Origin of the sequence: Lelliottia sp. 7254-16 (assembly GCF_002922995.1) — a bacterium.
In the GTDB taxonomy this organism is placed as follows: domain Bacteria; phylum Pseudomonadota; class Gammaproteobacteria; order Enterobacterales; family Enterobacteriaceae; genus Enterobacter; species Enterobacter jeotgali.
This window is the reverse complement of record NZ_PQVS01000020.1, coordinates 45,566-58,515: the sequence shown is the minus strand read 5'-3', so window position 1 is coordinate 58,515 and position 12,950 is coordinate 45,566. Positions and strand designations below refer to the sequence as shown.

Below are 12,950 nucleotides of genomic sequence, written 5' to 3'. Positions count from 1 at the left end.
GGTCTCACTATTCGGGGGAATACGGGAGGTTTGGTTTATCCAGCCAATGAGTCAAAAAATGGGACACCGCTTCGTTACGGCAATGTCCGATAACCGGGAGATGCGACAGCTCAGCCTTCAGCTGCGGCATCGCATTTCCCATAATCACACCGCGACCCACGCTACCGAGCATCTCGCGGTCGTTCATGGCATCGCCAAATGCCATACAATCTTGCATCGTTAACCCGAGGTGGTCGCTCAGTACCGCCAACGCGGAACCTTTGTTACACCCGACCGGCAGCACCTCCAGGCACTCCACAGCAGAGAACGTGAGATGCGCACGGTTGCCTAATACCTCGTTAAGCTGAATGCGCAGACGACACAGATCGTCGTGATCGCCGCAGAAACAGATCTTGGTCACCGAATGCGCAGGAATACGGCGCAAGTCGGTGAGCTGGTAACGAAAGCCGCTGTAGACATGCGCTTTCAGCAGTTCCGGGATCTCTTCGCCCGTCAGCCAGCCGGTATCGTTGAAGACATGAATGCTGGCCTGGGTATCCCAGGTGCTGTGCAGTACCAGATCCGCGACTTCCGGGTTCAGATCCTGACGGTGTAAAACATCGCCTTCGACGGAATGGATGCGCGTCCCGTTGCCGGTGATCAAAAATGCATCCATCGACAGTTTGCCCAGCAGGTGGCGCATCTCAAGCACATGGCGACCGGTGGCAAACGTCAGGGTGATATCACGCTCATGCAGCCGCTTCAGCGCACTCAGGGTTTTGTCTCCTAAGCGGTGATCCGGCATTAAGAGCGTGCCGTCCATATCAAATGCTGCAAGCCGCGCCATGATGACTCCGTAAAAGTAATGGGGTTAATCTGGGTATCAGTATTGCCCGCAATATACGGAAGTAATAGTGAATATATGAGGATTATTGTTCCGGGTTTATGAAAAAACGCTGCCGGGGCAGCGTCTTGAGGCAGTAAAATCAGGCCTGATTGAGCAGCAGATGTTGAATAAAACCGACATGGAGTTTGACGCCGATCTGGAGCGCCGCTTCATCCAGGCGGAATCGCGGATTATGTACACCGTAAGTTGCGCCAATTTGCTGATTGCCGCTGCCAATAAACACGAAGCAGCCTGGCACTTTTTGCTGGTATGACGAAAAATCTTCGCCACCAAACAGCGGATAAGTCATCTCGTGTAATGCCTGCTCTCCCAGCGCATCGCTGACCACTTTGCGTGCAATAACACAGGCATCGGGATGGTTGTTGCCACTGGCGTAGCCTCGCGTCCAGCTCAGAGTAAAGCGTGCGCCGTGCGCGGCGGTGATCCCGGTGATGATCTGCTCCATCTGCTGCGGCACCTGCTGGCGCACACTGTCGTGGTGAGTTCGTAGCGTTCCTGCGAGTTTGACGCGCTCCGGGATCACGTTATAGCTCTCTCCGCTCTGGAAAGTGGCGATGGTCAGTACCGGTACCTGAAGCGGATCGGTGCGGCGTGACACTACGTTTTGCAGGGCCATCACCACTTCTGCACCGATCGTCACCGGGTCGATACAGAGATGCGGCATCGAGCCATGTCCGCCTTTGCCTTCAATGGTGATATCGAAGTTGTCCGTGGAAGCGCAAAACACGCCCTCTTTCAGCACCACTTCGCCGGTTGGGAAATTAGGCATCACATGCAGCCCGAAGATTTTCTCCACGCCGTCGAGAACGCCCAGATCCACCAGCTCCTGTGCACCACCGGGCGGCACCTCTTCCGCATGCTGGAAGATGAAGCGTACCGAACCGTGCAGCATCGACTGACACTGCGTCAGCACTTTTGCCGCGCCGAGCAACATCGCGGCATGAGCGTCATGGCCGCAGGCGTGCATTACGCCCGGTACCGTCGAGCAAAACGCTTCGTCGTTTTCTTCCTGGATGGGTAGCGCGTCGATATCAGCCCGCAACGCGTAGCACGGCCCTTCATAGGCCCCTTTCAAATCGGCAATTACGCTATTGGGTGTCAGTCGCGTCAACGTCAGGCCGCCAAAACCGGCCAGCGCGTCGGCAATATAATCCGCCGTTTTATGCTCCTGAAATGAGAGTTCAGGATGAGCATGAATGTGTCTGCGCCAGCGTAAAACATCGTCTTTCACTTCAGCCAGCATCGTTTCAAAATTAAACGCCATCATACTTCTCCTCAGTTAATGCCTGGCGCGTTTTCAGCGGCAGCATGGCAAGCCCGGCAATCACCATTGCCAGCGCCAGAAAAACAAACGTCGACAGGTAGCCGTGGCTGACAGTGATCAGATACCCCATCACAATCGGGGCGACAAATCCGCCCAGCGTCCCACCGGTATTAATGATCCCCATCGCCGCGCCCATTACCTCTGGCGGCAGTCGTTTCATCGGTAAGGTGAAAACGGTGACGAAAGCAGCCATCAGGAACACGTAGCCGAGGAACAGGAACAACCCGGCGGTAAGCGCCGAGGTAGAACCGTAAACCAGCCAGATGCAGAGCGCGCTGAGCAACGCGCAGCAAAAAATCACTTTCGGCTCTTTGCCCTGCATATAGCGCCCCACCAGCCAGCCGGTCGCCAGCGACGAAATCCAGATCCCCAGCCCTCCCGCCGCGACAACCAAACCGGAAATATCCAGCGTCATGCCGCGCTGCTGCACAAGATACTTCGGCAGCCACGCCATCAGGCCGTAGGACGGAATGTTGATGCAAAAAATCGAGATGAACAGCAGGACCACAATCGGGTTTTTCAGCAACGTGCGATAACCGGTGACAGCTCCGGCCCGCGCTTTCACGGGCGCCGGATTGGGCACCCACAGCATAATCGCGACGGCAATTGCGAAGGCCAGCAGGCCGAGAATCGAAAAAGAGCCGCGCCAGCCCAGCGAATTCAGGCTATACACGGCAACCAGCGGACCGGCGGTCATGGCCAGGCCAGCCGAAGAGAGCAATATCGATTGGGCAAAGGTGCGCTTTTCAAGAGGGAAATTAGAGACAACGGCTTTGGCGCAGGAACACGGATAGCCGGAATGACCGACGCCGGATAAAAAGCGGAACGTCACCAGCAGCCCCAGACCGAAACCCAGCATACCAAAGCAGAGAGCGAAGCCGCCGAGCAGACACAGCGACATACTCAGCACTTTTTTGTAGCCAAACCGATCGTTCAGCCAGCCCGCTGGAATCTGAAACAGTGAATAGGCGAGGAAGAAAATCCCGGTAATGTAACCTAGTTGCTCGGGACGAAGGTCAAACTCTCGTTCGATGGGCAGCAGAGCAAAGCCCATCACCGTTTTGTCGAGATACACCACCACATAGCCGACAAAGAGCAGGAAAATCATCAGAAAACGATTCTTCATAGCCGATATCTCTTTTGTTATCACCTCGCCGGAGGGTTATCGACAGGTGAAGGTAAAATGCGACACGCATCACATAACAGACTGAACAACAACGTTTTATGTTTTATCTGCATCGACGTTAGCAGCTTTACCACCCCGCCATAAGATACAATTTTTGTACAGGTGATACTTTTTACTGATAGGGGCTGGCGTTGCGTTATTTGCCAAAGTTGCAGCAACTGAAGGTGTTTCAGCAGGTTATCCGCAGCGGCAGTATTCGCGGGGCGGCACGGGCGTTAGGTCAATCTCAGCCCGCAGTCAGCAGAACGTTGCGCGAACTGGAGCAAACGCTGGAGACCCGCCTCATCGTGCGCGGAAACCAGGGGATGACCCTAACGGAAACCGGGCGGGCATTTTCCCAGCGGATGCAATTTATTCTGGAGGAGCTGGAACGGGCCGCCGATGAGATCCGTCAGATCGACCAGTTCTCGCAAGGAGCGGTGGCGATGGGGTTCTCCTCACTCCTCGCGGTAACGGTTTTCCCGGCGCTAAACGACGCCTTCAAAGCGCAATTTCCCCAGTCCACGCTGTTGGTGAAAGAGGGACAGCTGTCGATGCTGTTACCGGCGCTGCGCGAGGGACGGCTGGATTTCGCCGTCGGTACTGCCGGGCCAGGGTTCCCGCTGGACGATCTGGTGCGCGAGCCGCTGTTCAATGCCTCGTTCGGCATTATCGCCCGCAAAGGACATCCGCTGGCAGAGGCGACAACCTTCGACGCGTTGCAGCATGCACGTTGGGTGCTGCCAGAAACCGATATGGGGTATTACCAGCAGCTAGCGGTGAATGAACTTCTGCCGCCGTTGGCGCAAACGCCCCTGCGCACGGATTCAATGATCTCCGGGCTGAGTCTGGTGCTAAAGTCTGACTATCTGACCATCGTGGCGCGCGCGATGCAGGCCCCGTTCGGCTTGCAGGACCAGCTGTGTATGCTGAATATCGACAGCCTGCCGCAGGCGGAATATCACGTGCTGTATTCGCAAAAATCGCCGCTGACATTTACGGCACGCCGTTTGCTGGATCTGCTGCGTCAACACTGTCAGACGTACCATTGGCATTAACTTTTTACCACCAGGGCAGCGACGATGCGTCAACTTAACAGACTGAATCAGTTTCAACGTCTCTGGCTGCCTTCCGCCGGTGAGCCACAGCAAATTACTGTGGCCGAACTGGCGACGCGTTGCTTTTGCAGCGAACGGCACGTGCGAACACTGCTGCGCCAGGCTCAGGAGGCCGGCTGGCTGAGCTGGCAGGCCCAGTCCGGGCGCGGCAAACGCGGCACCCTGACCTTTCACGTCACACCCGACAGCCTGCGCAATGAGATGATGGAGCAGGCGCTGACGCGTGGGCTGCAACATGACGCCCTGGAGCTGGCGCAGTTGGATGCCCCGGAACTGCGCGCGTTACTGCATCCTTTCCTCGGCGGGCAGTGGCAGAACGACACGCCGACGCTGCGCATCCCCTACTACCGCTCGCTCGACCCGCTCCATTCCGGCTTTTTACCGGGGCGCGCGGAGCAGCATCTTGTCGGCCAGGTATTCTCCGGGCTGACCCGATTCGACGGCGACAGCCGCGAACCCGTTGGCGATTTGGCCCACCACTGGGAGGTGTCTGCCGATGGATTGCGCTGGCATTTTTATATCCGCTCTACGCTGCACTGGCATAACGGCGATAAGGTCGAAACAGCGCAACTGCAATCGAGCCTGACAGCGCTGTTTGCCCTTCCCGCGCTACGACGCCTGTTTAATAGCGTGCTTCACGTTGAAGTGACGCATCCTCAGTGTCTGACCTTTGTGTTGCATCAACCGGATTTTTGGCTGGCGCATCGTCTGGCAAGCTATTGCAGTCGTCTGGTGCATCCCGATCTTCCCTTGATCGGCAGCGGTCCGTTTCGTCTCACGGTGTTTGAGCCGGATTTGGTGCGCCTCGAGAGCCATGAGCAATATCACCTCAGCCATCCGCTGCTCAAAGCGATTGAATTCTGGATAACGCCGCAACTGTTCGAGCAGGATTTAGGCACCAGCTGTCGCCATCCGGTGCAAATCGCCATCGGCGAACCTGATGAACTGGCCAATCTGCGCCTGGTCAGCAGCAGCACGAGCCTGGGCTTTTGCTATCTCACGCTGAAACAGAGCCCGCGTTTAAGTCAACTTCAGGCGCGGCGGTTAATCAATATCATCCATCATACGACCCTTCTGCACACGCTACCCTTGGATGAAAACCTGATCACTCCGGCTCACGAATTGCTGCCCGGGTGGACGATTCCCGAATGGTCATCACTCGAAAACGTCGTTTTACCCGAAACACTAACTCTGATTTATCATCTGCCAGTCGAGTTGCATACGATGGCTGAACAGTTAAAACAGTACCTGGCAAAGCATGGCTGCACGCTGAAGGTCATTTTTCACGATGCTAAAACCTGGGATGGCTGTAGCTATTTTGCCGAAGCCGACCTGATGATGGGCGACAGACTGATCGGTGAGGCGCCGGGATATACGCTAGAGCAGTGGTTACGTTGCGATACGCTGTGGCCGCATCTGTTAAGCGCACCACAATTTACCCACCTTCAGGCGACACTCGATTCGGTACAAACACAGGTCAATGAGCACACTCGTCACGCAGGTCTTCAGTCAATATTCAGCCACCTTATGGGAAATGCGGTACTGACGCCGCTGTTTAACTATCAGTATCAGATCAGCGCCCCGCCGGGGGTGAACGGGATTAGCCTGAACACACGTGGCTGGTTTGATTTTTCTAAGGCCTGGCTGCCGGCCCCGAACACGTGAAGAAGCTGGTCGCCCAGCTTGCCAGGCGTTACCATATTGTTTTTGCCGATACTGTTGAGACTATTTATGAAACGTGCCGTCGTCGTGTTCAGCGGAGGACAAGATTCCACCACCTGCCTGATTCAGGCCCTGCAACAATATGATGAAGTGCATTGTGTGACGTTTGATTATGGTCAGCGCCACCGCGCTGAAATCGACGTTGCCCGCGAACTGGCGCTGAAACTGGGCGCACGCGCGCACAAGGTACTGGACGTCACACTGTTAAACGAACTGGCCGTCAGCAGCCTGACGCGCGACAGTATTCCTGTCCCCGACTATGAACCAGATTCCAGCGGCATTCCAAATACCTTCGTGCCTGGCCGCAATATCCTGTTCCTGACGCTCACCGCCATTTACGCCTACCAGGTGAAAGCCGAAGCGGTGATCACCGGCGTGTGTGAAACCGATTTCTCCGGCTACCCGGACTGCCGCGACGAGTTCGTGAAAGCGCTCAATCACGCCGTCGATCTCGGCATGGCGAAAGAAACCCGCTTTGAAACGCCGCTAATGTGGCTGGATAAAGCCGAGACCTGGGCGCTAGCCGATTACTGGGGCAAACTCGACCTGGTTCGCAACGAAACCCTGACCTGCTATAACGGCATCAAAGGCGACGGCTGTGGTCAATGCGCCGCCTGTAACCTGCGTGCCAACGGTCTGAATCATTATCTGGCCGATAAGCCTGGGGTAATGGCGCTGATGAAGAAAAAGACCGGACTAAAGTAAGCCGCTGTTTGACCGGGTGAATCACCTTCACCCGGTCGCAAATTATTCAATTAACAGATCAAGCTTTTCGCGTAATTCCCCTTCCAGCGGAAGCGCCTTCTGCGTTTTCAAATCGATACAGACAAAGGTAATCAGCGCATCGGCCACAACCTGCCCTTCCGGGTCGAGTGTCACGACCTGGCTCAACACGCCGCTCTTACCGTTTAGCTGTTGCAACTGACTGGTCACCGTCAGGCGATCGCCAAGCACGGCCGGACGACGGTAGTTGATGTTGATATTGGCGACCACAAAAGCGATGTTGTGTGCCGTGAGCCACTGGAAGCTTTCACTGTTCTCCAGCCCATCCCAGCGGGCTTCTTCGAGGAACTCGAGATAACGAGCATTATTCACATGCTGGTAAACATCGAGATGATAACCGCGTACTTTGATCTGAGTCTGCATAGCGCACTAACCTTGAAGTTGTTATAGGGTAAGAGATCATAACTGGTATGACCTCTTTATCCTGGCAAAATTTTGCCACTCTGCAAGTTATTGTGTGATTACAGCATCAGGTGAGCGAGGTTGCGCTCAACCAGCGCGCTGCCAATCCCAGGCACCTGCTTCAGGTCGTCGACTGTTTTAAATGGGCCATATTCATCGCGGTAGCCGACAATCGCCTGCGCTTTTTTCAGGCCAACGCCGTTCATGGCACGAGCCAGATCTTCTGCCGATGCCGAATTGATACTGACCCTGGTTCCTTCATCCTCGGCCGCTTTATCACTGACCTTTGCCTTAGTTTGCGCAGCCCCCGGTTCAGCGCCGGGAGCTTCTGCGGTTGTGGATACTGCATGTGTTTTCGCCGCTGGTGTCGCCGCCAGTGCGCTAAAACTCATTCCTGTCGTGGCGATTGCGAGCGTAATTAAAAGTGCTTTGATTCCATGTTTCATGCTGTTATCTCCTTGTTTGTTGACAGCCAGGCAACGATAGCCGCCCACAGAAACAAGAACAAACAGCAGATTTCAGAAATGGAAAAGGCCGCGAAAGCGGCCTTTGAATGTTGCAGAGCGTTGCGAAAATCTGCGAGCAGCGCCGTAATTACTGCTGCTGTGTAATGATATCGCCCAGCTTGATTTTAGCGTCTTTACGCAGGTTGCTCATCAGTGCCTCGAAAGCGATCTGGGCATTGTTCTGGGTGATCCCCTGAACCATCGCCTTTTTCTGCTCTTCCGGCATGGTGCCTGCTTTGACTTCATCCAGCGCCAGCAGAACAACGTTGCCCTGCATGTCAGAAGCCGTGCCGAAGCTCGGTTTATCCTTCGCAGGCAGGCTTAGACCAAACGCAGCCTGGCTAACAGGATCCTGACCGGTACGGCTCAGCGTTTTCGGCTCGCCGAAGCTCAGACCAGCCGCCTTCATCGCGGCATCACCTTTGCCCGCTTTCAGCTCAGTCAGCAGTTTTTCTGCATCCAGCTTCGCCTGCTGTTCCGCTTTGGTGTGCTTCACAAGCGTTGCAATCTGATCTTTCACAGCATCCAACGGTTTGATGGCTTCAGCTTTATGTTCCGCCACGCGCACCACAAACGCACGATCGCCGTCCACGGTAATGATGTCAGAGTTGCTGCCCGGCGTGCCGTTCTCACCGACCAGGCCACCGTTAAAGATAGCATCGGCAACCGGTTTGAAGTTCAGCTCTTCTGGCAGGTTATCGTGACCGAACCAGCCTGTTTCAACGGCTTTCACGCCAGCGGCCTGTTCTGCGCCTGCCAGGGATTCGTTGTCATTGCTTGCCGCGTCACTCACTTTCTGCTGCAAGGCGTAGTAAGCATCCAGCGCTTTTTCCTGCTTCACTTTCGCCGCGATGTCATCGCGAACGTCAGCCAGCGGCTTGGTTTTGGCAGGCTGGACATCATCCAGACGCGCCACCAGGAAGCCAACGGAAGATTTGATCACACCAGAGAGTTGACCTTTCTCTTTCAGGCCTGCGTTTTTCAGCTCATCAGGGGTGGTGGCATCTTCCAGCCAGCCCATATCACCGCCATTTTTCGCAGAGATGATATCGGTGGATTTTTCTTTCGCCAGTGCGGCAAAATCAGCGCCTTTGGTTAGCTCGTCGACAATCGCCTTGGCATCGGCCTCGGTTTTGGTCTGAATCACGCTGTAGCGGTTACGCTGCGCCTGAGTGAACTGATCCTGATGCTGATCGTAGTAAGACTGGATTTCGCTGTCAGACGCGTTTTCCTGCATCGCAGCGGCATCCAGCTTGATGTAGCTCACGCGGAACTGTTCAGGAGAGGTGAAGTTGTTTTTATTCTGCTCATAGTAAGCATTAACTTCTTCGTCTGTGACCTGTTGTTTAGCCGCCAGCGCATTGACGTCGATAGTCGCGGTGCGAACCACACGCTGCTGAGCAACCAGAGCGGCCAGTTCGTCAGTTTCGCCCTTGAGCATGAAATCAGTACCGACAACCGCATTGATCAGTTGCTGAGTGGTCAGCTGATTGCGCAGCGCCTGAGCGTACTGATCCGGGGTCATGCCCATCTGGTTGACGATAGAGGTATAGCGCGTGTTGTCGAATTTGCCGTTGTTCTGGAAAGCTGGCGTCACGAAAATCGCTTTCTTAACCTGCTCATCGCTGATGCCCAAGCCCAGATGTTTGGCATACTGATCCAGCAGCGCTTCGTCGATAAGACGATTCACGGTCTGCTGACGTAAGGTTTTCATGTAGCCTTCGTTCGCTGCAAGCTCAGAGAACTGTTCGCCCAGTTGCTGCTGCATGCGGTTACGTTCTCCGGCAAAGGCATTTTCAAACTGCCCCCGGCTAATTTCCTGGCCATTCACTTTTGCGGCGTAGTTGCTACTTCCGCCAATCAGGTATCCACTCACGCCGGTCAAAATAAACGACACGATAATGATACCGAAAATAATCTTGAGCACGAGACTGTTAGCAGCCGTGCGTAAGTTGTCCATCATGGTGAAACCACACTCCGCTGTAGGTGACTGGTGACCTCACGCTGGGGAAAATCCTGACCGCAGCGCGTAAGGTCGTATTGTGACAAGAAACAGGGGTAAATGTCAGCCCACAACGCGCATAAAGTCACATAAAGTCGCGCTGGACAAACAAAAAAGGCACATCAAATGATGCGCCCTTGTACTTTTCAACTTCCCTTGAACGAGAAAGCGATCAGTTTACTGCGTCTTTCAGTGCTTTACCTGCACGGAAACCTGGCACTTTAGCGGCAGCGATGGTGATCTCTTTACCGGTCTGAGGGTTGCGGCCAGTACGGGCAGCACGCTCTTTAACAGCAAAAGTACCAAAACCTACCAGCGCAACGTCATCCCCGGACTGCAGAGATTCAGTTACAGAGGCAATTAATGCATCTAATGCACGTCCAGCCGCAGCTTTAGAGATATCAGCACCCGCAGCAATTTTGTCAATCAGTTGAGATTTATTCACTGTTCTCTTCCTCTCTTTATAATTTATATCGCGCGTGAATCCTTCACGACGCGACCGCGCAGCAGTTATATCAGGCCTGCCATGACCTTACAACACCCGTTGTTGATGGCTAACCCAATCAGCAATCTAAATTAGCTATACAAAAAAAGGCTGGCAAGTAAGAAATCACCTGCCAGCCTTGTTTTTCTTAACGCTCTTTGCGCGAGGTCACTATTTTGCGGTTACAACCTGCATTCCAGAGGGCTCATTCTGCAGCGCGAGGCTCAGAACCTCTTCAATGCGTTTCACCGGATGGATATCCAGATCGGCGATAACATTGTCAGGAATCTCTTCCAGATCACGTTTGTTCTCATGCGGGATCAATACGGTTTTGATACCACCGCGGTGCGCAGCCAGCAGTTTTTCTTTCAAACCACCGATTGGCAGCACCAGACCACGCAGGGTGATCTCACCGGTCATGGCGACATCAGCTCGCACCGGGTTACCCGTCAGGCAAGAAACCAGCGCGGTACACATCGCGATACCCGCACTTGGACCGTCCTTCGGTGTTGCCCCTTCTGGAACGTGGACGTGGATGTCGCGTTTTTCGTAGAAGTCCGGGTTGATACCCAGTTTCTCCGCACGCGCACGGACCACAGTCAGCGCCGCCTGAATGGACTCCTGCATGACTTCACCCAGAGAACCGGTATAGGTCAGCTTACCTTTGCCTGGAACACAGGCGGTTTCGATGGTCAGCAGATCGCCGCCCACTTCAGTCCATGCCAGACCCGTCACTTGACCGACGCGGTTTTCATTATCGGCACGGCCGTAATCGAAGCGCTGTACGCCCAGATATTCGTGCAAATTGTCGCCGTTAATCTCAATGTGTTTCAGCGTTTTATCCAGCAGAAGCTGTTTAACCGCCTTACGGCACAGTTTCGAGATTTCACGCTCAAGGCTACGCACGCCCGCTTCGCGAGTGTAGTAACGAATAATGCTGATAATGGCACTATCGTCGACTGTAATTTCGCTCTCTTTCAGCGCGTTACGCTCAATCTGTTTCGACAACAGGTGACGTTTGGCGATGTTCAGTTTTTCGTCTTCGGTGTAACCGGAAAGACGGATCACTTCCATACGATCCAGCAGCGGTGCCGGAATGTTCATGGAGTTAGAGGTCGCTACGAACATGACATCGCTGAGATCGTAATCGACTTCCAGGTAGTGATCGCTGAACGCCACGTTCTGTTCTGGATCTAACACTTCAAGCAGAGCAGACGCCGGATCGCCACGCATGTCCGAGGACATTTTGTCGATCTCATCGAGCAGGAACAGCGGGTTTTTAACGCCCACTTTCGCCATTTTCTGAATCAGTTTACCCGGCATAGAGCCGATGTAAGTACGACGGTGACCGCGAATTTCTGCTTCGTCACGCACGCCGCCAAGCGCCATACGGATGTATTTACGTCCGGTGGCTTTAGCAATGGACTGACCCAGAGAAGTTTTACCCACACCAGGAGGCCCTACCAGGCACAGAATCGGGCCTTTAAGTTTGTTCACACGGCTCTGAACCGCGAGGTACTCAAGGATGCGATCCTTGACGCGTTCGAGGCCGTAATGGTCGGTGTCGAGGATTTCTTGCGCCTGACGCAGGTCTTTTTTGACCTTGCTACGCGCGTTCCACGGAACCTGAACCATCCATTCGATATAGCCGCGAACCACGGTCGCTTCAGCCGACATCGGAGACATCATTTTCAGCTTCTGCAGTTCAGCTTCGGCTTTTTCTTTTGCCTCTTTCGGCATTTTCGCCGCGTCGATCTTACGCTTCAGCGCTTCGTTTTCGTCCGGCGCGTCGTCCATCTCGCCGAGTTCTTTCTGAATGGCTTTCATTTGCTCGTTCAGATAGTACTCGCGCTGGGATTTTTCCATCTGCTTTTTGACACGGTTGCGAATGCGTTTCTCAACCTGCAGCAGATCGATTTCAGATTCCATCATCGCCATCAGATATTCCAGACGTTCATTCACGTCGGACATCTCCAGCACAGACTGTTTGTCAGCCAGCTTCAGCGGCATGTGTGCAGCGATGGTATCTGCCAGACGTGCAGGATCGTCGATGCTATTGAGCGACGTCAGCACTTCTGGTGGGATTTTTTTGTTGAGCTTGATGTAGCCTTCGAACTGGCTAATCGCGGTGCGCACCAGCACTTCCTGCTCACGCTCGTCGAGCGCAGGAGACTCAAGGTACTCCGCTTTCGCAGAGAAGTGCTCGCCGTCGTCAGAAAGAGTGGTGATTCGCGCACGCTGCAAGCCTTCTACCAGCACCTTCACGGTGCCGTCAGGCAGCTTCAGCATTTGTAAAATAGAGGCCACGGTCCCGACGGTGAAAAGATCGTTTACACCCGGCTCATCCGTTGATGCTTCTTTCTGCGCAACCAGCATGATTTTTTTATCATGATCCATGGCGGCTTCAAGGCAACGGATAGATTTTTCCCGCCCTACAAATAAGGGTATGACCATGTGCGGATAAACCACCACATCGCGCAGCGGCAATACGGGGATTTCAATGCGTTCAGAACGCTCAGGATTCATAGAGCTCTCTCTTAGTTTAGTGTCCGCCAGGT

At 54.3% G+C, this 12,950-nt stretch carries 11 protein-coding genes; 3 read left to right on the top strand and 8 right to left on the bottom strand.

All coding sequences use genetic code 11. From position 1 onward, the window contains the following. Positions 1–7 precede the first annotated feature (7 nt). The 3 genes from cof to C3708_RS20845 form a co-directional block, all read right to left on the bottom strand. Positions 8–826: an HMP-PP phosphatase gene (gene cof / locus C3708_RS20855; RefSeq protein WP_103950122.1), complete on the bottom strand. Its 819-nt coding sequence runs from the start codon at positions 824–826 to the stop codon at positions 8–10. A 139-nt stretch (positions 827–965) separates the two neighbouring features. After that, positions 966–2,150: an amidohydrolase gene (locus C3708_RS20850; RefSeq protein WP_103950121.1), complete on the bottom strand. Its 1,185-nt coding sequence runs from the start codon at positions 2,148–2,150 to the stop codon at positions 966–968. After that, positions 2,140–3,336, bottom strand: a complete 1,197-nt coding sequence (locus tag C3708_RS20845) for an MFS transporter (protein ID WP_103950120.1) — start codon at positions 3,334–3,336, stop codon at positions 2,140–2,142. Before C3708_RS20845 ends, C3708_RS20850 begins: the two co-directional genes overlap by 11 nt. Positions 3,337–3,527: 191 nt before the next feature. Between C3708_RS20845 and C3708_RS20840 the strand changes: the two genes are divergently transcribed. The 3 genes from C3708_RS20840 (at position 3,528) to queC (ending at position 6,920) form a co-directional block, all read left to right on the top strand. Continuing rightward, the gene (locus C3708_RS20840) at positions 3,528–4,433 is read left to right on the top strand and encodes a LysR substrate-binding domain-containing protein (protein ID WP_095281010.1); all 906 of its coding nucleotides are present in this window, start codon (positions 3,528–3,530) and stop codon (positions 4,431–4,433) included. A 24-nt stretch (positions 4,434–4,457) separates the two neighbouring features. Continuing rightward, positions 4,458–6,158 carry an SgrR family transcriptional regulator gene (locus C3708_RS20835; RefSeq protein WP_103950119.1) on the top strand — a complete coding sequence of 567 codons (1,701 nt, stop codon included), beginning with the start codon at positions 4,458–4,460 and terminating at the stop codon, positions 6,156–6,158. 66 nt (positions 6,159–6,224) lie between these two features. Further along, positions 6,225–6,920, top strand: coding sequence for a 7-cyano-7-deazaguanine synthase QueC (gene queC, locus C3708_RS20830; RefSeq protein ID WP_095281008.1), 696 nt, complete (start codon positions 6,225–6,227; stop codon positions 6,918–6,920). A 42-nt stretch (positions 6,921–6,962) separates the two neighbouring features. On the opposite strand, the gene C3708_RS20825 is transcribed toward queC, so the two are convergent. The 5 genes from C3708_RS20825 to lon all read right to left on the bottom strand — a co-directional run bounded on the left by C3708_RS20825 (position 6,963) and on the right by lon (position 12,918). Beyond that, complete coding sequence (locus C3708_RS20825) at positions 6,963–7,361, bottom strand: YbgC/FadM family acyl-CoA thioesterase (protein WP_095281007.1); 399 nt, start codon at positions 7,359–7,361, stop codon at positions 6,963–6,965. A 98-nt stretch (positions 7,362–7,459) separates the two neighbouring features. Continuing rightward, positions 7,460–7,846 carry a helix-hairpin-helix domain-containing protein gene (locus tag C3708_RS20820; RefSeq protein WP_103950118.1) on the bottom strand — a complete coding sequence of 129 codons (387 nt, stop codon included), beginning with the start codon at positions 7,844–7,846 and terminating at the stop codon, positions 7,460–7,462. A 148-nt stretch (positions 7,847–7,994) separates the two neighbouring features. Continuing rightward, positions 7,995–9,869: a peptidylprolyl isomerase gene (gene ppiD / locus C3708_RS20815; protein WP_103950117.1), complete on the bottom strand. Its 1,875-nt coding sequence runs from the start codon at positions 9,867–9,869 to the stop codon at positions 7,995–7,997. A gap of 211 nt (positions 9,870–10,080) precedes the next feature. Continuing rightward, positions 10,081–10,353, bottom strand: a complete 273-nt coding sequence (gene hupB, locus C3708_RS20810; RefSeq protein ID WP_010428111.1) for a nucleoid-associated protein HU-beta — start codon at positions 10,351–10,353, stop codon at positions 10,081–10,083. A 210-nt stretch (positions 10,354–10,563) separates the two neighbouring features. Then, positions 10,564–12,918: an endopeptidase La gene (gene lon, locus C3708_RS20805; protein WP_095281004.1), complete on the bottom strand. Its 2,355-nt coding sequence runs from the start codon at positions 12,916–12,918 to the stop codon at positions 10,564–10,566. Positions 12,919–12,950: the final 32 nt, after the last annotated feature.